Origin of the sequence: Luteococcus sp. (genome assembly GCF_043424415.1) — a bacterium.
Classification (GTDB): Bacteria; Actinomycetota; Actinomycetes; order Propionibacteriales; family Propionibacteriaceae; genus Luteococcus.
Genome location: NZ_JBHWOO010000271.1, coordinates 25,950 through 43,990 on the forward strand (window position 1 = coordinate 25,950; position 18,041 = coordinate 43,990).

Annotated in this window: 17 protein-coding genes and 1 riboswitch; of the genes, 16 read left to right on the plus strand and 1 reads right to left on the minus strand. The window is 69.7% G+C overall.

Annotated elements, in window-relative coordinates; genetic code table 11:
- The first annotated feature begins 1 nt into the window (after window position 1).
- The 11 genes from tatC (at window position 2) to ACHFFZ_RS15440 (ending at window position 12,613) form a co-directional block, all read left to right on the plus strand.
- A complete protein-coding gene (gene tatC / locus ACHFFZ_RS15390) occupies window positions 2-850 on the plus strand; it encodes a twin-arginine translocase subunit TatC (protein WP_394277477.1) in 849 nt (282 codons plus the stop codon).
- A gap of 1 nt (window position 851) precedes the next feature.
- A complete protein-coding gene (locus ACHFFZ_RS15395; protein WP_394277478.1) occupies window positions 852-1,856 on the plus strand; it encodes a diacylglycerol/lipid kinase family protein in 1,005 nt (334 codons plus the stop codon).
- Between the two features lie 49 nt (window positions 1,857-1,905).
- On the plus strand, window positions 1,906-4,839 hold the full coding sequence (locus tag ACHFFZ_RS15400; RefSeq protein WP_394277479.1) for a DEAD/DEAH box helicase: 2,934 nt from the start codon (window positions 1,906-1,908) through the stop codon (window positions 4,837-4,839).
- Window positions 4,840-4,953: 114 nt separating this feature from the next.
- Window positions 4,954-6,021, plus strand: coding sequence for a DUF808 domain-containing protein (locus ACHFFZ_RS15405; RefSeq protein WP_394277480.1), 1,068 nt, complete (start codon window positions 4,954-4,956; stop codon window positions 6,019-6,021).
- 68 nt (window positions 6,022-6,089) lie between these two features.
- Window positions 6,090-6,851: an imidazole glycerol phosphate synthase subunit HisF gene (gene hisF, locus ACHFFZ_RS15410; RefSeq protein WP_394277481.1), complete on the plus strand. Its 762-nt coding sequence runs from the start codon at window positions 6,090-6,092 to the stop codon at window positions 6,849-6,851.
- A 47-nt stretch (window positions 6,852-6,898) separates the two neighbouring features.
- A complete protein-coding gene (locus ACHFFZ_RS15415) occupies window positions 6,899-7,294 on the plus strand; it encodes an HIT family protein (RefSeq protein ID WP_394277482.1) in 396 nt (131 codons plus the stop codon).
- A gap of 158 nt (window positions 7,295-7,452) precedes the next feature.
- Window positions 7,453-7,857, plus strand: coding sequence for a hypothetical protein (locus tag ACHFFZ_RS15420; protein ID WP_394277483.1), 405 nt, complete (start codon window positions 7,453-7,455; stop codon window positions 7,855-7,857).
- 348 nt (window positions 7,858-8,205) lie between these two features.
- Window positions 8,206-9,954 carry an acetolactate synthase large subunit gene (locus ACHFFZ_RS15425; protein ID WP_394277484.1) on the plus strand — a complete coding sequence of 583 codons (1,749 nt, stop codon included), beginning with the start codon at window positions 8,206-8,208 and terminating at the stop codon, window positions 9,952-9,954.
- Complete coding sequence (gene ilvN, locus ACHFFZ_RS15430; RefSeq protein ID WP_394277485.1) at window positions 9,951-10,463, plus strand: acetolactate synthase small subunit; 513 nt, start codon at window positions 9,951-9,953, stop codon at window positions 10,461-10,463. The genes ACHFFZ_RS15425 and ilvN overlap by 4 nt, the downstream gene beginning before the upstream one ends.
- A gap of 57 nt (window positions 10,464-10,520) precedes the next feature.
- Window positions 10,521-11,549: a ketol-acid reductoisomerase gene (gene ilvC, locus ACHFFZ_RS15435; protein ID WP_394277486.1), complete on the plus strand. Its 1,029-nt coding sequence runs from the start codon at window positions 10,521-10,523 to the stop codon at window positions 11,547-11,549.
- A 170-nt stretch (window positions 11,550-11,719) separates the two neighbouring features.
- Complete coding sequence (locus tag ACHFFZ_RS15440; RefSeq protein WP_394277487.1) at window positions 11,720-12,613, plus strand: patatin family protein; 894 nt, start codon at window positions 11,720-11,722, stop codon at window positions 12,611-12,613.
- 9 nt (window positions 12,614-12,622) lie between these two features.
- Here ACHFFZ_RS15440 and ACHFFZ_RS15445 read toward each other — a convergent pair whose 3' ends face one another.
- On the minus strand, window positions 12,623-13,186 hold the full coding sequence (locus ACHFFZ_RS15445; protein WP_394277488.1) for an O-methyltransferase: 564 nt from the start codon (window positions 13,184-13,186) through the stop codon (window positions 12,623-12,625).
- Window positions 13,187-13,297: 111 nt separating this feature from the next.
- Between ACHFFZ_RS15445 and ACHFFZ_RS15450 the strand changes: the two genes are divergently transcribed.
- The 5 genes from ACHFFZ_RS15450 (at window position 13,298) to ribH (ending at window position 17,773) form a co-directional block, all read left to right on the plus strand.
- The gene (locus ACHFFZ_RS15450; protein WP_394277489.1) at window positions 13,298-14,092 is read left to right on the plus strand and encodes a DUF3152 domain-containing protein; all 795 of its coding nucleotides are present in this window, start codon (window positions 13,298-13,300) and stop codon (window positions 14,090-14,092) included.
- A gap of 89 nt (window positions 14,093-14,181) precedes the next feature.
- A riboswitch (FMN riboswitch) is annotated at window positions 14,182-14,312 on the plus strand.
- A gap of 127 nt (window positions 14,313-14,439) precedes the next feature.
- Window positions 14,440-15,468, plus strand: coding sequence for a bifunctional diaminohydroxyphosphoribosylaminopyrimidine deaminase/5-amino-6-(5-phosphoribosylamino)uracil reductase RibD (gene ribD, locus ACHFFZ_RS15455; RefSeq protein ID WP_394277494.1), 1,029 nt, complete (start codon window positions 14,440-14,442; stop codon window positions 15,466-15,468).
- Window positions 15,469-16,080 carry a riboflavin synthase gene (locus tag ACHFFZ_RS15460; RefSeq protein WP_394277490.1) on the plus strand — a complete coding sequence of 204 codons (612 nt, stop codon included), beginning with the start codon at window positions 15,469-15,471 and terminating at the stop codon, window positions 16,078-16,080.
- Window positions 16,077-17,309, plus strand: coding sequence for a 3,4-dihydroxy-2-butanone-4-phosphate synthase (ribB, locus tag ACHFFZ_RS15465; protein ID WP_394277491.1), 1,233 nt, complete (start codon window positions 16,077-16,079; stop codon window positions 17,307-17,309). The genes ACHFFZ_RS15460 and ribB overlap by 4 nt, the downstream gene beginning before the upstream one ends.
- Window positions 17,306-17,773 (plus strand): 6,7-dimethyl-8-ribityllumazine synthase, encoded by a 468-nt coding sequence (gene ribH / locus ACHFFZ_RS15470; RefSeq protein WP_394277492.1) that lies wholly within the window; start codon window positions 17,306-17,308, stop codon window positions 17,771-17,773. The genes ribB and ribH overlap by 4 nt, the downstream gene beginning before the upstream one ends.
- Window positions 17,774-18,041 lie beyond the last annotated feature (268 nt).

The following is an 18,041-nucleotide window of genomic DNA, read 5'->3' on the forward strand; positions in this document are numbered from 1 at the left end:
CGTGGCGAAGTCCAGTGGCGCCACCGTCCGGCGGCGACGACGCGTGGACCTGTCCTGGATGAAGGCACCCCGGCCTGACGAGGACGGGTCGATGGCCCTGGTGGACCACCTCAAGGAGCTGCGCTACCGGGTGATCCTGTCGGCCATCGCCGTGGTCCTCGCGACGGCGATCTGCCTGATCTGGAGCGACCTGCTGTACCGACTGGTCTTTCGTCCCTACCGCTTGTCCATCGTCATGTACGAGGCGGCCCATCCGGGAGCCGACGTGAACCTGGTGGCCAGCGGGGTGTCGACGCCCTTCATGTTCACGCTGAAGACCGCCTTGTACGCAGGCCTGGTGGTGAGTTGCCCCGTGTGGCTCTACCAGCTGTGGGCCTTCATCGCGCCCGGACTGCTGGCCAAGGAGAAGAAGTACACCCTGGGCTTCCTGGCAACGGGAATCCCGCTCTTCCTCTCCGGTATTGCGCTGGGCTACTGGATCAGCCCCAAGGGCTTCGCGATGCTGCTGGGTTTCACGCCCGAAGGCGTGGTGAACCTGCAGGACATCAGCGACTTCCTGCACTTCCTGTCGGTGATGCTGCTGGTCTTCGGCGGTGCCTTCCTGCTGCCCGTGATCCTCGTGGCCCTCAACCTGGTGGGCGTGCTGAGGGCACGCACCCTCAGCAAGTACCGCGCGGTCGGCATCTTCCTGTGCTTCATCTTCGGCGCCGTCGCCACGCCCTCGCAGGACCCCTTCAGCATGTGCGCGCTGGCCGTCCCGATGGCCGTCATGTACATCATCAGCGAGGTCATCTGCCACGCCAATGACAAGCGCCGGGGCGTCAGCGACGAGCTCGTGCTCGCAGACTGAGGTGGGCACCGACGGTCCCACCTTCCACCTGGTGGTCAATCCGAGCGCGGGCCACGGCAGGGCCGCGAAGCTGCTGCCGCGCGTCCGGGAGCGGCTCGAGGCCGTTCCCGGCGCCGAGGTGGTGGTGCACAGCTCCACCAGCTATGCCCACGCCGAGGAGCTCTGCCGCACCAGTGCCGCCCGGGCACGGCGCGGTCGCGAGGGACGTGGGCGTGATGCGCTGGTGGTGATGGGTGGCGACGGGATGGCCCACCTGGGGCTCAATGCCTGTGCCGATGCCCGCGCCGAGGGCCTCGACGTGCCACTCGGGGTGGTGCCCGCCGGCACCGACAATGACTTCTGCCGTGGCGTGGGACTGGCCACCGAGAGCTTCTCGGCGGTGGAGGCGATCGTCGCCGGCCACACCCGCCGCATCGACCTGTCCGAGGTGACCGGCCAGCTGCGCGACGGCGCGGAGCACCGCTTCGTCGGCTCGGTGGTCTCCACCGGCTACGACGCGCGGGTGAACCTGGCCACCAACACCTTCCCGCACCCGATCGGACCGCTGGGCTCGCTGGCCTATGGCGCGATCGCGCTGGCGGAACTGGCCCGCTTCGCCCCGTTGGACTACCGGCTGTGGATCGACGGCCAGACCCGCGAGATCAGCTCGGTGCTGGTGGCGGTGGCCAATGCCGGGCACTTCGGGGGCGGCATGAAGGTCCTGCCCGACGCGCGGGTGGACGACGGCCTGCTCGACGTGGTGCTGGTGGGAAGCCTCACGCGGCGCGACGTGCTGCGATTGCTGCCGAAGCTCTACCGGGGAAGCCACGTGCACGAGGACGTGGTGGAGGTCATCCGAGCCCGCGAGGTGCGCATCGACGGTGCCAGCGTGGCGCGCGACGGCAGCCGCGGCACCATGTTCGCGATGGCCGACGGTGAGCTGCTGGGCGACGTGCCCATCACCATCACCTGCCGTCCCGGACTGCTGGACGTCTTCGCATCCGTCGGTTCCGTGCCTTCGCGGTGAATCCGGCGCTGCCGGATTTTGTCGGAGGCACCGGCTAGCCTCGAAGGTGATGAACACCTCACCAGACCACCGTCCCGACAATTCCGACGGCCGCGAGCCGGGCGATGCGTTGCCCGAGAGGCTCGTCGTGCCCGCCGACGCCTCCGAGCTGCTCGACGGGCCGCTGGCTCCCTTCGTCGTCGAGCCCGGCAGCCTGTTGGAGCAGTTCGCCTCCGGCTATGACTTCGCCCTGGACGACTACCAGCTGAAGGCCTGTGCCGAGGTGGAGGCCGGGGCCGGCGTCCTGGTGGCCGCCCCCACCGGCGCGGGCAAGACCGTGGTGGGGGAGTTCGCCGTCTTCTGCGCCCTGGCGACCGGGCGCAAGTGCTTCTACACCACCCCGATCAAGGCGCTGAGCAACCAGAAGTTCCACGACCTGGTCCGCCGCCACGGCGCCGACCGGGTGGGCCTGCTCACCGGTGACTCGTCGATCAACTCCGAGGCGCAGGTGGTGGTGATGACCACCGAGGTGCTGCGCAACATGATCTATGCCAACTCCCCAACGCTGGCCAACCTCGGCTACGTCGTGATGGACGAGGTGCACTACCTGGCCGACCGCTTCCGCGGCGCCGTCTGGGAGGAGGTCATCATCGGCCTCGCGCCCAGCGTGCAGCTGGTGAGCCTCTCGGCGACGGTCAGCAACACCGAGGAGTTCGGCGACTGGCTGGACGAGGTGCGCGGCGACGTCAAGGTGGTGATCTCCGAGCGCCGCCCGGTGCCGCTCTACCAGCACGTGATGGCCGGCAAGAAGGTGCACGACCTCTTCGAGGGCATCGCGCCCACCGCGGCGGAGCTGCCCGCCGATCGTGCCGCCAGGGTCAACCCCGAACTGCTCAAACTGGCGCGCAGCGAGGCAAAGCAGGTGCGCGACGACTCCCGCCGTCCCCGGGGACGCTCCGGCAAGGGCAAGAAGAATGCCGGCTACGGCTCGGGCCAGTACGGCGGCGCCGCCAAGGCCCACCTGGACCGCCGCCGCGACCGCGACGAGCGGCCCGCACCGCGCCTGACCCCCAGCCGCGCAGTGATGACCACCCAGCTGCAGCGGGCCCGGCTGCTGCCGGCGATCTGCTTCGTCTTCAGCCGCCAGGGCTGCGACGGGGCCGTGCGCCAACTGCTGGCCAGCGGGATCAACCTCACCACCAACCATGAGGCACGCCAGCTGCTGGCGATCGCCGAGCGCCACCTGCAGGGGATGGCGCCGGCGGACCTGCGCGCCCTGGACCACGACGTCTTCGTGGAGGCGCTCAGCCGCGGCATCGCCAGCCACCATGCCGGGTTGCTGCCCGCCTTCAAGGCCATCGTCGAGGAGGGCTTCGCCGCCGGTCTGGTCAAGATCGTCTTCGCCACCGAGACCCTGGCCCTGGGCATCAACATGCCGGCGCGCACCGTCGTGATCGAGAAGCTGGTCAAGTACAACGGCGAGAACCACGTCGACATCACGCCGGGGGAATACACCCAGCTCACCGGGCGTGCAGGCCGCCGCGGCATCGATGTCGAGGGCCACGCCGTGGTGCTGTGGCAGCCGGGCATGGACCCGCGCGCCGTCGCAGGCTTGGCCTCGCGACGCACCTACCCGCTGAAGAGTTCCTTCGCCCCCACCTACAACATGACCGTGAACTTGGTCGGCCGGGTGGGCCGCGAACGGGCACGCGGAATGCTGGAGCAGAGCTTCGCCCAGTTCCAGACCGACCGGTCCGTCGTCGGCCTGGCCCGCACCGCGGCGCGCAACCAGGGGCAGGTCGACGACTACCTGGCGGCAGCGCACTGCGACCGGGGCGACTTCGTCGAGTACGCCCAGCTGCGCGAGCAGGTCGGCCAGCTGGAGAACGAGCAGGCACGGCTGCGCAAGGCCGACCGCCGGGCCGAGGCGCTGCAGTCACTGCTGGTGCTGGAGGCCGGCGAGATCATCCACGTCCCCGGCGGGCGCCACCAGGGATGGGCCGTGGTGGTGGACCCGGGCCGCCGCGGCAACCGGGGCTCCGAGCCGCACCCCATGGTGCTCACCGAGGGCCGCGAGATGGTGCGCCTGACCCTCAACGACTTCCCCGTCCCCACCCAGGTGGTGGGCCGGATGCGGATCCCGCGCAAGTTCGACCCGCGCCAGGCCTCCGACCGGCGCAACCTGTTCGCCGGCTTCCGCGACAAGCTCGGGGTGCTCGACCCCCAGCCCACCCAGCTGCACGGGCCCCGCGCCGATGCCGAGATGACGGCGCGGATCAGCGAGCTGCGGCGCGAGCTCAAGCGCCACCCCTGCCACGAGTGCCCCGACCGGGAGAGCCATGCCCGCTTCGCCGAGCGCGCGATGCGCCTGGAGCGAGAGCGCGTCCAGGCACGCGAGCGGGCCGAGCGACGCTCCAACACCATCGCCCAGCGTTTCGACAAGCTGTGCCAGGTGCTGGAGTCGATGGGCTACCTGGGCAGCGAGGACGATGAGGTGACCGATGCCGGCCGGATGCTGGCCAGGCTCTACTCCGAGCTCGACCTGGTCACTGCCGAGTGCCTGCGCGACGGGGTCTTCGACGGCCTGGATGCGCCCCAGATGGCCGCGGTGCTCAGCTCGCTGGTCTTCGAGACCCGACGGGTCGTGCCGGGGCGGATGGCGCGGATGCCCGATGCCGCCAGCGAGCACGCCCAGCACCAGGTGCGCCAGACCTGGCGACGCGTCAGCCTGGTGGAGCGAGACTTCCGCCTGGAGCGAAGCAGCGAGCCCGACATCGGTTTTGCCGAGGCGGCCCATGCCTGGGCCGACGGCGCCACCTTGGCGCACTGCCTGTCGCTCAGCGGCCTACCAGCCGGTGACTTCGTGCGATGGATCCGTCAGGTGATCGACATGTGCGGCCAGGTGGCCGCCGCGGCAGGGCCCGGCGACGTGCGTCGCGTCTGCAGGGAGGCGGTCGGGGCCATGCGCCGCGGGGTGGTCGAGTTCGACCCGGACGAGGACTGAGCCCCTCGTGATGGGAGGCAAAGGGTCGATGCGCCACTAGGATTGCCGCGGACCTGAACCCCCTGCACGCAGACCCCTGTGCTGCGACCACGAAGACCCGAATGGAGAACGCCCATGGCCGGTGGCCTTGCAGCACTGCTCGACGACGTGGCGGCGATCGCCAAGCTGGCGGCGGCGTCCGTCGACGACGTCGGCGCCGCCGCCGGGAGGGCCAGTGTGAAGGCCGCCGGCGTGGTGGTCGACGACACCGCCGTCACCCCGCAGTACGTCGAGGGCGTGACGCCGGACCGCGAGCTGCCGATCATCGAGAAGATCGCGATCGGCTCCATTCGCAACAAGCTGGTCTTCATCCTGCCCGTCGCCATCCTGCTCAGCATCTACGCACCGTGGCTGCTGACCCCAATCCTGATGCTGGGCGGCACCTATCTGGCCTATGAGGGTGCCCACAAGATCTGGGGCATGCTCACCGGACACGGCCACGACGAGCCCCACTCCGACCCCGAGACCCCGGTTGTGCTCGGCGGCAAGGAGCAGGAGGACAAGATGGTCAAGGGCGCCATCACCACCGACTTCATCCTGTCCGCCGAGATCATGGTGATCTCGCTGAACGAGGTCGCCGACCAGCCGTTGATGACCCGCATCCTCAGCCTGGTCGCCGTCGCCCTGCTGATCACCGCCGTCGTCTATGGCGTGGTGGCACTGATCGTCAAGCTGGACGACATCGGCCTCAGGATGACCCAGAAGGGCGTCAAGGCGGGTGAACTGGTCGTGAAGTCGATGCCGGTCATCCTGTCGATTCTGTCCACCGTCGGCCTGGCTGCCATGCTCTGGGTGGGTGGCCACATCCTGATGGTGGGTGCCGACGAGCTGGGCCTGCACTGGCCCTACCAGTTCGTGCACCACCTGGAGCACCAGGTCTCCCACGCCGTCCCGCATGCGCTCTCCGGGACCCTGGGCTGGCTCACCAACACCCTCGGCTCGGCCATCATCGGCTTCCTGGTGGGCTCGGTCGTAGTCGGCATCCTGGCGCTGCTGCCCTTCGGCCACGGCAAGGGCCACGACGGCCACGACAGCCATGACGGCCATCCGGAGCCGCAGGCCGAGGGCGAGTGGCCCGGCGAGGGCACCCAGGACATCGTCGAGGGCGAGCCGGTCAAGGCCGAGGACCGTCCCCGGGACTGACCGTCCCCGGGACTGACCGTCCCCGAGACTGACCGGTCACGGCCGGCCGGCCGGTCTAGCCTTGGGCCATGAGCCTTGCCCTGCGCGTGATCCCCTGCCTCGACGTCCACGACGGACGCGTGGTCAAGGGCGTCAACTTCACCAACCTGCGTGATGCGGGCGATCCCGTCGAACTGGCCCGCGCCTACGGCGAGGCCGGGGCCGACGAGCTCGTCTTCCTCGACATCTCCGCCTCCAGCCAAGGTCGGGAGACCACCCGTGACATGGTCACCCGCTGCGCCGAGACCGTCTTCATCCCGCTGTGCGTGGGCGGGGGAGTGCGCAGCGTCGACGACGTGGACCGGCTTCTGCGCTGTGGTGCGGACAAAGTGGGCATCAACACCGGCGCGATCAGCCGTCCGGAGGCGATCGACGAGATCACCCGCCGCTTCGGCAACCAGGTGCTGGTGCTCTCGCTGGACGCGCGGCGCGACCCGTCCCAGCCATCGGGCTTCGGCGTGACCACCCATGGCGGGCGGCAGTCCGCCGGGCTGGATGCCATCGCCTGGGTGCGCGAGGCCGTCGAGCGCGGTGTCGGCGAGGTGCTGCTGAACTCGATGGACGCCGACGGCACCACCGACGGCTTCGACCTGGAGATGATCCGTGCGGTGCGCGAGGTGGTGGAGGTGCCGGTGATCGCCTCGGGCGGGGCGGGCACCGTCGAGCACTTCGTCGAGGCGGCCCGGGCCGGGGCCGACGCCCTGCTCGCGGCCAGCGTCTTCCACTATGGCACCCTGTCGGTGGCCGAGGTGAAGGCGGGCCTGCGCGAGGCCGGCTTCCCGGTCCGTTGACCCGCAGTCGCGGCGGTGGGCCTTCTGGCACCCCTACGATGGGAGCCATGGATTGCCTGTTCTGCAGCATCATCGCCGGTGACATCCCTTCGCGGAAGGTCTACGAGGACGAGGTCGCCTACGCCTTCCTCGACATCGAGCCCTGGCACCCCGGGCACACCCTGGTGGTGCCCAAGCGCCACGTCGACGACCTGACCGGGGACCCCACGGTGCTGACCGAGATCGCCCCGGCGATCAGCGCCGTCTCGCGCCTGCTGGTGGACCGCCTGGACGCCGACGGGCTGAACATGATCTCCAGCGCCGGTCCCGTGGCCGGGCAGGAGGTCTTCCACCTGCACGTCCACCTGGTGCCCCGCACCGACGACCATCCCGGCCTGCAGGAGCTCTTCCGCAAGCAGGTCATCGATGATCCGGACGAGGTCCTCGCTCGCATCGTGGGCTGATCAGTCCGTCTTTCGGGCAGTGCGAGGGCTCACCTGTCGATTGGCTGAACCGGCGACGACATTGGCCGGAATGAGGGGACGGCGGCCAGACCACGGTAGTTGAGTTCTGGATTGTGCGATGGGGGCACCAGCTCCGTCCGGGATCCAAGGACACCACCATGAATGCCACCCCTGCCAAGCTCGTCGGACTGCTCAGCATGCTCGCCGGCCTGGCCATGATCATCGCCGGAGCCCTCACCTGGGCCACCGTCACCAGCCAGCTCAAGGACGAGAACATCACCGTCCCCGCCGACGCGAGTTCCTTCGCCGGCAAGCAGGTGGCCGGTCCGTTCACCGCCTGCAGCCAGGCCGAGACCATCAAGAAGCACTCCCTGCACGGCTCCTTCCTGCGCGCCTCGCTGTTCACCTCCGTGGTGAGCTACGGCATCAGCGCCCTGGTGATGGGTCTCGGGCTGCTGTCGATGCTCGTCGGGTGGGCGCTGCGTCACCTGGCCAAGCTGGCCGCGGCCCGTATCGGTGATGTCGACGTGGTTCGTCGTGGCGCCACCGTGGCCCGCGCCTGAACCACACCGGTCCCGAACGAGCATCCACACCGAGGCGGTACCCCGGGGGGGTGCCGCCTCCGATGCATTCGCCCATCCTGGTGTCCGAAATATGGGATTTCCGTCTCAATCATTGACCGGAGGGTTGCAGGTTGCCCAGAATGGAGCCATGAAGCCGTTCATCCTCGTACTCACCGGGCGCTGAGACCACCGCGGTCTCGGCGCCACCCTCGTCTGCCCCGGCAGCGAGGGTTTTTTCGTGCACGGACAGGAACACGGGCCGTCAGGCTTCCGCCTGGCGGGACGCGCCACCGGCACGGCTCCCGGCACGGGATGATCAGGCAAGCACATCGACAGGAAGGCAGGGCCATGGCACCCGAGCACGGCACACCCCCGACCATGACAGGGGCGCAGGCCCTCGTCGCCTCCCTGGAGCGACTCGGCGTCGAGGTCGTCTTCGGCATTCCCGGCGGCGCCATCCTGCCGGCCTATGACCCGCTCTACGACTCCAGCGTGCGCCACATCCTGGTGCGCCACGAGCAGGGCGCCGGCCACGCCGCCGAGGGCTATGCCAGTGCCACCGGACGGGTCGGGGTGTGCATCGCCACCTCCGGCCCCGGCGCCACCAACCTGGTGACCCCCATCGCCGACGCCTACATGGACTCGGGGCCGATCGTGGCCATCACCGGCCAGGTGAACTCCACCTCCATCGGCACCGACGCCTTCCAGGAGGCCGACATCCGCGGCGTCACCATGCCGATCACCAAGCACAACTTCCTGGTCACCAAGGTCGAGGACATCCCGCGCGCGGTCAAGGAGGCCTTCCACATCGCCGAGACCGGCCGTCCCGGCCCCGTGCTCGTCGACATCGCCAAGGACGCCCTGACCAGTGAGGCACCCTTCGTCTGGCCGTCGGGCATCGAGCTGCCCGGCTACCGCCCCACCACCCGGCCCCACTCCCGCCAGGTGCGGGAGGCTGCCCGGATGATCGCGGACGCCAAGCGGCCCGTGCTCTACATCGGCGGCGGCGTGGTCAGGGCCCGCGCCTGGAAGCAGCTGGCCGAACTGGTGGAGGCCACCCGGATCCCCGTGGTCACCACCCTGATGGCCCGCGGCGCCTTCCCCGACGAGCACGAGCTGCACATGGGCATGCCCGGCATGCACGGCAGCGTCTCGGCGGTCGGCGCGATCCAGCAGTCCGACCTGCTGATCGCCGTCGGAACCCGCTTCGACGACCGCGTGACCGGCAAACTGGACACCTTCGCCCCGCACGCCAAGGTGATCCACGCCGACATCGACCCGGCCGAGGTGAGCAAGAACCGCCTCGCGGACCTGCCCGTCGTCGGCGATGCCCGCGCCTTCCTCAAGGAACTCACCGAGGCCATGCAGGACGTCCAGATGGGCGACCTGTCACCGTGGCATGCCACGCTGGCCTCGCTGAAGCGCCGCTACCCGCTGGGCTGGGAGGAGGAGACCGACGGCCGCCTCAGCCCCCAGTACGTGATCCAGCGCATCGGCGAGCTCAGCGGCCCCGACGCCATCTTCGCCACCGGCGTGGGCCAGCACCAGATGTGGTCGGCACACTTCCTGCCCCACCAGGAACCGCGCAAGTTCCTCACCTCCGGCGGCGCCGGCACCATGGGCTACTGCGTCCCCGCGGCCATGGGTGCCAAGGTGGGTGAGCCAGATGCCGTGGTCTGGGGCATCGACGGCGACGGCTGCTTCCAGATGACCAACCAGGAACTGGTCACCTGTGCGCTCAATGACATCCCGATCAAGATCGCGGTGATCAACAACAACGTGCTGGGCATGGTGCGCCAGTGGCAGACGCTGTTCTACGACCGGCGCTACTCCAACACCGATCTGAGCAGCGAGCGCATCCCCGACTTCCCCAAGCTGGCCGAGGCGATGGGCTGTGTCGGGCTGCGCGCCGAGACGCCCGAGGAGGTCGACGAGGTGATCAAGAAGGCGCTGGAGATCAACGACGGCCCCGTCGTGGTCGAGTTCGTGGTGCACAAGGACGCCATGGTCTGGCCCATGGTGGCTGCGGGCACGAGCAATGACGACATCAAGATCGCGCGAGACATGGCGCCCGACTGGGAAGAGGAAGTCCTGTGAGCACCCACACCCTCAGCGTGCTGGTCGAGGACGCCCCCGGCGTGCTGGCCCGCGCCGCCGCACTGTTCAGCCGCCGCGGCTTCAACATCGAGTCCCTGGCCGTCGGTCCCACCGAGAAGGAGCACCTGTCGCGCATGACGCTGGTGGCCCGGGTGGACGACGTCCTGGTGCTCGAGCAGCTGGTCAAGCAGCTCAACAAGCTGGTCGAGGTGATCAAGGTCGTCGAGCTGCCCGCCGGATCGGTGGAGCGCGAACTCCTGCTGGTCAAGGTGCGCTCTGAACCGGCCAACCGCAGCCAGATCATCGACACCGTCGCGCTCTTCCGTGGCAAGGCCGTCGACGTCGGCCCCGAGTCGATCACCATCGAGGCCACCGGCGGCAAGGAGAAGCTCGGCGCGCTGCTGGAGATGCTGCGTCCCTACGGCATCATCGAACTGGTGCAGTCCGGTCAGGTGGCCCTGGGCCGCGGCAGCCGGTCCATCTCCGACAAGTCCCGTCCCTCCGCCTGACACCGGTCCGCGGACCGTCACAGACCTGAACCCAACCAAGCACAAGGAGACCCCACCATGGCAAAGATGTTCTACGACGACGACGCCGACCTGTCGATCATCCAGGGGCGCAGCGTCGCCGTCATCGGCTACGGATCGCAGGGCCACGCCCACGCGCTGAGCCTGCGCGACTCCGGCGTCGACGTGCGCGTCGGCCTGCGCGAGGGCAGCTCCTCGCGCGAGAAGGCCGAGAGCGAGGGCCTGCGCGTGCTGGGCGTCGCCGAGGCCGTCGAGGAGGCCGACCTGATCGTGGTCCTGGCCCCCGACCAGGCCCAGCGCAAGCTCTACACCGAGGAGATCGAGCCCAACCTGGAGGAGGGCGACGCGCTCTTCTTCGCCCACGGCTTCAACATCCGCTACGGCTACATCACCCCGCCGGCCGGCGTCGACGTGTGCATGGTCGCCCCAAAGGGCCCCGGACACCTGGTGCGTCGTGAGTACGCCGACGGCCGTGGCGTGCCGGTGGTCGTCGCCGTCGAGAAGGACGAGTCGGGCCAGGCCTGGCCGCTGGCGCTGTCCTATGCCAAGGCGATCGGTGGCCTTCGTGCCGGTGGCATCGAGACCACTTTCACCGAGGAGACCGAGACCGACCTGTTCGGTGAGCAGGCCGTGCTCTGTGGCGGCATGAGCCACCTGGTGCAGGCGGGCTTCGAGACCCTCGTCGAGGCCGGCTACCAGCCCGAGGTCGCCTACTTCGAGTGCCTCCACGAGCTGAAGCTGATCGTCGACCTCATGATCGAGGGCGGCATCGCCAAGCAGCGCTGGAGCATCTCCGACACCGCCGAGTACGGCGACTACGTCTCCGGCCCGCGCGTGGTCGACGGCCAGGTGAAGGAGAACATGAAGGCGGTGCTGGCCGACATCCAGAACGGCGCCTTCGCCAAGCGCTTCATCGAGGACCAGGACGCCGGCGCGCCCGAGTTCAAGAAGATGCGTGAGGCCGAGCAGGCCCACCAGATCGAGGCCACCGGCAAGGAACTGCGCAAGATGTTCAGCTGGATCAAGCCGACCGACACCGACTACACCGAGGGCAAGGCCGACCGCTGACCCATGGCTCTTCGGGCCCCCTTCCTGCACGCGGGAAGGGGGCCCTTTCGCGTCCGGCTGACGAAAACAGACGAATCTGGGGCTTTGAACGTGCACAACAGGTTGGGGGGCAGGAATCCGTCTGTTTCGGGGGCCGATAGGGCATCGTGCCCGATGGCTAGGGTGGCGGGGTGGCACCAGAACTGAGCAGCAACATCACCGACACCGCCCTGATCTTCGAGGGTGGCGGCATGCGCGCCGCCTACACCTGTGCCGTGGTTCAGGAACTTCTCGCCCAGGAGATGTACTTCGACTTCGTCGCCGGCATCTCGGCGGGCTCGTCGAACAGCCTGAACTACGTGGCCCGTGACGCCGAACGCGCCCGGGCCAGCTTCGTCGACCTGGTGCTGGAGCCGGAGTTCGGCAGCTGGCGCACCTGGGTGCGGGGCAAGGGGGTTTTCAACTCCGAGTTCATCTACGAACAGACCGGCGAGGCCGGCCAGCCCCTCCCCTTGGACTGGGAGGCCTTCAAGGCCAACCCGATCACCATGAACGTGGGTGGGTTCAATGCCCGCACCGGCGAGTGTGTCTACTGGAACAAGGACGACGACATGCCGGACCTGCGGGCCATGGCCAAGCGCATCCGGGCCTCGTCCACCATGCCCGGACTGATGCCGATCATCCAGATCGACGGCGAACCCTGGTGTGACGGTGCACTGGGCCCCAATGGGGGCATCGCCCTGGACGCCGCCCAGGATGCGGGCTACGAGAAGTTCTTCGTCGTCCTCACCCGCCCGGCCGGCTACCGCAAGGCTCCGTCGCGCCTGCCGCACGCCTATGACGTGCTCTTTCGCCGCTACCCCCAGATCGCGCGGGGCCTTCTGGAGCGTGCCGAGAACTACAACCGGGTGCTCGACGAACTGGCCGAGCTGGAGGCCAGGGGCAGGGCCTACGTCTTCCGCCCCACCCACATGCAGATCGTCAACCAGGAGCGGCGCATCGACCGGCTGCGGGAGGCGCACCGGCTGGGCATGGCCCAGGCTCGTCGGGAGGTGCCGCGCTGGGAGGACTTCCTGGGGCGCTGACCGCGCGCTTCAGGTCCGGGTGGCGATCATGACCGTCAGGTCGGGGGCCAGCTGGCTCTCGGTGGAGGTGAAGCGCTCGTCGGTGAGCCACCCCTCCAGGAGCGGGTCGACGTGCACGCCGGGGACGTTGTCGCGGAAGGGGTCCTCCTCGAGATCGTCGATCAACACCAGCCCGCCGGTCTCGACCAGTTCGTGGGCCAGGTCACGGCTCAGTACCTGCGCCGTGGCGCGGTTCATGTAGAGCAGGGAGAAGGGAGCCCGACAGCGCAACTGCTCACAGTCGCCGTCGAGCACCTCGATGTCGCTGCCGAACAGGATCTCACGGGCCTGGGCGGCACGCCGGGGGTCTGACTCCACACAGACCACGCGCGTGGCCTCGCTGGCTCCGCTGCGCAACCAGGCCACCCCGGTGCTGCTGCCGGTGGAGACGCCTGCGACGGTGCCGGTGCGACTGGCCGCCAGGGTGGCCAGTAGACGACCGGTCTCGTTTCGGGTGGTGTGCAACCATCCTGTGCGCAGGCACTGGCTCAGCGCCTTGCTGACCAGGGGCGGGATCTCGGTTGCGGTGCTCACGGCGCCAGTCTCGCAGAGTCCATCAAGTGAAAGGGGTGGCTCGCCAAGTGAGATGGCCGGGTCCTCGGCGCTGCAACTCCGTGCGCGTCCCCTGAGACCTAGTCTGGTCCCGTGAGTGAGCCAATCCCCGCCCCGACGCGGTTGACCCTGCGTGGACGGCGCCTCAAGGCCGCGTCCTTGGCCCTGCTGCTCCTGCTGGTCGGCATGGCCAGTCTGCGCAGTTGTCGTGCCGACCCGGATGACCGGACGTCTCCGGCGGTCCCCTCGCCCAGCAGCACGCCTGCGTCGGCCAGCTCACGTCCGACCAGCAGCCCGTCGGCCTCGTCCGATGCCGCCGACGACGCCCCGGCCGGCACCGACGGCATCCGTCGCAGCGGCATCACCGGCAAGGGGACGTGGCGCAACTCGACGCTCACCGTCGAACCGCCCCGCAAGACCGTCGCAGTTCATGACTACGTGGTGCGGGCCGAGGATGGCAGCGGCATCGACGTCGACCAGGCCGCCCGCCAGGTGAGTTCCATCCTGAACGATCCCCGTGGCTGGCTGGGACACCAGGGGAACTCCTTCCGCCTGGTCACCGATCCGGCTCGTGCGAAGTTCACGATCTACCTGGCCACCCCGGGCACCGCGCAGAAGATGTGCCCCCTTGACATCCGGATGACCTGGAGCTGCCGGGCCGGCACCAAGGTGATCCTGAACACCGACCGCTGGCTCTACATGACGCCCACCTTCGACGACGTGGACGAGTACCGCGCCTACCAGGTGAACCATGAGGTGGGGCACTTCATCGGCAAGGGGCACCTGGGATGCCCCAAGGCCGGGGCCAATGCGCCGGTGATGATGCAGCAGAGCAAGGGGCTGGACGGGTGCCGGCCCAATGCCTGGCCCTCGCTCGACCCCAAGTGAGTTTCGCCTGTGCTGGGTTGCCACGCAGGATGCCCGGTCGCCGCACGGACCCCGGCTCGTCCTGCCCGGGTGCCGTGGCACAATGGCCCCAACGTGTTCCGGGGTCGGTGCAAGTCCGAACCGGCGGTGACAGTCCGCGACCCGATCGCAGCCAGCGATCGGCTGACCTGGTGCAATTCCAGGACCGACGGTGAAAGTCCGGATGGGAGGAAACACGTGGAGCAGCCAGGCGTCGTCGTCGGGCTGCCCAGGACGTGCGCGGCCAGTGGCCGGGCACGCCGGCGGCGCATCCGCTGATGCCCGCCCGCCCCGGTGCAGCGACAGTGTCGACCGACCGGGAGCAGATGATGCAGACCACAGCCGAGGCCACCGCCATGCAGCGTGCCCTCGAGCTCGCCCAGCACGGCCTCGAGGCCGATCCGAACCCCCGCGTCGGCTGCGTCATCCTCGATGCGCACGGCGACGTGGTCGGCGAGGGCTGGCACAAGGGAGCCGGCACCGCCCACGCCGAGGTGGTGGCGCTGGCAGCCGCAGGCGAGGCCGCCCGTGGGGGGACGGCAGTGGTCACGCTGGAACCGTGCAACCACACTGGCCGCACCGGCCCCTGCGTCCAAGCACTGCTCGCGGCCGATATCGCGGAGGTCGTCTACGCCCAGGCCGACCCGACGCCCGAGGCGAGTGGCGGGGCCGCCACCCTGGCTGCGGCAGGGGTGACGGTCCGCGGCGGGCTGCTCGCCGACGAGGCCCGGGCGGTCAATGCCACATGGACCTTCTCCCGTGGCGCCGGCCGTCCTTTCGTCACCTGGAAGTTCGCCGCCACCCTTGACGGTCGCAGCGCCGCCGCCGACGGCACCAGTCAGTGGATCACCGGCGAGCCGATGCGCCGGGCGATGAATGCCCGCCGGGCCCGGTGCGGGGCGATCGTCGTCGGCACCGGCACCGTGCTGGCCGACGACCCGCGCCTGACCGTCCGGGACGCCGCCGACCAGCCAGCCGGGCGCCAGCCGCTGCGTGTCGTGGTCGGTGACCGCCCGGTGCCCGCCTCCGCACGGGTTCGCGGCAACGACGGCCGCTTCCTCCAACTGCCCGGCAGCGACCCCCGCGCGACGCTGGAAAGCCTTGCCGCGCAGGGGATCCACCACCTCTGGCTGGAAGGCGGACCCACCCTGGCCGCCGCCTGGTGGCGTGCCGGCCTCGTCGACGAGGTGGTCTGCTGCCTGGCCCCGGCCCTGCTGGGCGCGGGACCGGCCGCCGTCGCCGACCTCGGCATCAGCACCATCGCCGACATCGACCGGCTGCGTCTGGTCGAGGCCGAGCACCACGGCGACGACCTCGCCCTCATCCTCAACCCGCTCAACACCACCAAGGAGAAGTGAATGTTCACCGGAATCGTCGAGGAGCTCGGCAGGGTCGAGTCCATCGAGCACGGCGCCGAATCGGCCGTGTTGCGCATCCGCGGCCCGCTGGTGGTCAGCGACGCCACCCCCGGCGCCTCGATCAGCTGCAATGGCGTCTGCCTGACCGTCGTCGAGCACGACGAGGCCACCTTCAGTGTCGACGTGATGGCCGAGAGCCTGCGCCGCTCCAGCCTGGGTGAACTCGTGGAGGGATCCCCGGTGAACCTGGAGCGCGCCATGGCCGCCAATGGCCGCTTCGGTGGCCACGTCGTGCAGGGACATGTCGACGGCACCGCCCGGCTGCTCCAGCGGACCCCCGGCGAGCGCTGGGAGGTGGTGCGCTTCGAGCTGTCCGCCGCCCTGGCGCGCTATGTGGTGGAGAAGGGGTCCATCACCGTCGACGGGGTCTCGCTGACCGTGAGCGCAGTCGGCGAGGGCTTCTTCGAGGTCTCGCTGATTCCCACCACGCTGGAGCTGACCACGCTGGGCAGCCGGCAGGTGGGCGACCTGGTGAACCTCGAGGTGGACGTGCTGGCCAAGTATGTCGAGAAGATGCTGGTGGCCGGCGTCGTGGCGGGAGAGCAGGCATGAACACCATCGAGGAGGCGCTGCAGGCGATGCGCGAGGGCCGGCCCGTGTTGGTGCTCGACGACGTCGACCGGGAGAACGAGGGCGACGTGATCGTCGCCGGCCAGACGCTCACCGACGCGTGGACCGCCTGGACGATCCGGCACAGCTCCGGCTACCTGTGCGCCCCGATGCCGGAGCAGTGGGCCGACCGGTTGGAGCTGCCGATGATGGTGCAGCAGAACCAGGACAGCCTGCGCACCGCCTACACCATCACCGTCGATGCCGCCGAGGGCACCACCACCGGCATCAGCGCCCACGACCGCGCCACCACGGTGCGGCTGCTGGCCGATCCAGACGCCACGCCCGCCGACTTCAACCGCCCCGGCCACGTGGTGCCGCTGCGGGCCCGCGACGGGGGAGTGCTGACCCGCCGCGGCCACACCGAGGCGACCGTCGACCTGTGCCGGCTGGCCGGGCTCTGCCCGGTCGGCGTGATTGGTGAGCTGGTGCATGACGACGGCACCATGATGCGCACCGACGCGGTGCTGGAGCTCGGCGCCCGCGAGGGCCTGCCCGTGGTCACCATCGCCGACCTGGCGGCCTGGCGCCAGCTGCACGACCGCGTGGAGGAGGTGGCCCGCACCGGGGTGCCCACCGAGGCCGGACGCTTCGAGACGATCGGCTTCCGCGACCTGGTCACCGGTGCCGAGCACCTCGCCATGGTCAGCCCCCATGGGCTGGGCGAGGCCAACCTGGTCCGGGTGCACTCGGAGTGCCTGACCGGCGACGCGCTGGGCTCGCTGCGCTGCGACTGCGGGCCACAGCTGCGCCGTGCGCAGCAGTTGCTGGCCGACGAACCCGGCGTGCTGGTCTACCTGCGCGGGCACGAGGGCCGCGGGGTGGGCCTGCTGAACAAGCTGCGCGCCTACCACCTGCAGGACGGCGGCGCCGACACCGTGGACGCCCAGACCGAGCTCGGGCTGCCCGTCGATGACCGGGAGTACGGGGCGGCGGCGGCCATCCTCAGCACCTTGGGCGTGCGCGGCATCACCTTGCTGAGCAACAATCCCGAGAAGCTCGACGCCCTGCGCCAGGCTGGCCTCGACGTGCTGGGGCTGCGCAGCGGAGCCACCGGCGTCAGCGCCGACAACCTCACCTACCTGAGGACCAAACGCGACCGGATGGGCCATGCGCTCCCGGCCGACCTGACCACCACCGACATCACCACCACGAACGGAGAACCCGCATGAGCGGCGCAGGAGCACCCAACATCACCGTCCAGGCCCCCGGGCTGAAGGTCGCGATCGTCGCGGCCAGCTGGCACACCACCGTCATGGACGGCCTGGTCGACGGCGCCCAGCGAGGTCTGGCCGAGGCCGGCGTCACCGATGTCACCCTGGTGCGGGTCCCCGGCACCTTCGAACTGGCCGGTGCCTGCTCGGCGCTGGCCGACCGCTTCGACGCACTGGTGGCGCTGGGCGTCGTGATCCGCGGCGGCACCCCGCACTTCGACTTCGTCTGCCAGGGGGCCACCGTAGGCCTCACCGAGGTGGCGGTGCGCACCGGCAAGCCGGTCGGCTTCGGCGTGCTCACCTGCGACGACGAACACCAGGCCCTGGACCGTGCCGGGCTTCCGGGTTCGGACGAGGACAAGGGCCACGAGGCCGCCACCGCCGCCGTCGCGACGGTGATGGCACTGCGCCAGGTTGGCTGACGGGGTACGCCTGAGTGGCGTGGGGCAACCTCGCCAGCGCCCGCGCACAGTGAAGGGCCCCCGAGAACACGCTGGAACGTGTGCTCGGGGGCCCTGTCGTGTACTCGGGGGCCCTCGCGTGTGCTCGGGGAGCGTCAGCCCCGGACGGCGGCGGCGATCGCGTCGCCGACCTCGCTGGTGGAGCGCTTCGCATCCCCCCGGCTGGCGATGTCGGCGGTGACGGCCGCCTCGATCCGACGGGCGTCCTCGCCACGGCCCAGGTGGTCGA

Coding starts and splice junctions, on each gene's coding strand:
- ACHFFZ_RS15400 (WP_394277479.1), top strand. CDS start 1,906: ATGAACACCTCACCAGACCACCGTCCCGACAATTCCGACGGCCGCGAG.
- ACHFFZ_RS15405 (WP_394277480.1), top strand. CDS start 4,954: ATGGCCGGTGGCCTTGCAGCACTGCTCGACGACGTGGCGGCGATCGCC.
- hisF (WP_394277481.1), top strand. CDS start 6,090: ATGAGCCTTGCCCTGCGCGTGATCCCCTGCCTCGACGTCCACGACGGA.
- ACHFFZ_RS15415 (WP_394277482.1), top strand. CDS start 6,899: ATGGATTGCCTGTTCTGCAGCATCATCGCCGGTGACATCCCTTCGCGG.
- ACHFFZ_RS15420 (WP_394277483.1), top strand. CDS start 7,453: ATGAATGCCACCCCTGCCAAGCTCGTCGGACTGCTCAGCATGCTCGCC.
- ACHFFZ_RS15425 (WP_394277484.1), top strand. CDS start 8,206: ATGGCACCCGAGCACGGCACACCCCCGACCATGACAGGGGCGCAGGCC.
- ilvC (WP_394277486.1), top strand. CDS start 10,521: ATGGCAAAGATGTTCTACGACGACGACGCCGACCTGTCGATCATCCAG.
- ribD (WP_394277494.1), top strand. CDS start 14,440: ATGCAGACCACAGCCGAGGCCACCGCCATGCAGCGTGCCCTCGAGCTC.
- ACHFFZ_RS15460 (WP_394277490.1), top strand. CDS start 15,469: ATGTTCACCGGAATCGTCGAGGAGCTCGGCAGGGTCGAGTCCATCGAG.
- ribB (WP_394277491.1), top strand. CDS start 16,077: ATGAACACCATCGAGGAGGCGCTGCAGGCGATGCGCGAGGGCCGGCCC.
- ribH (WP_394277492.1), top strand. CDS start 17,306: ATGAGCGGCGCAGGAGCACCCAACATCACCGTCCAGGCCCCCGGGCTG.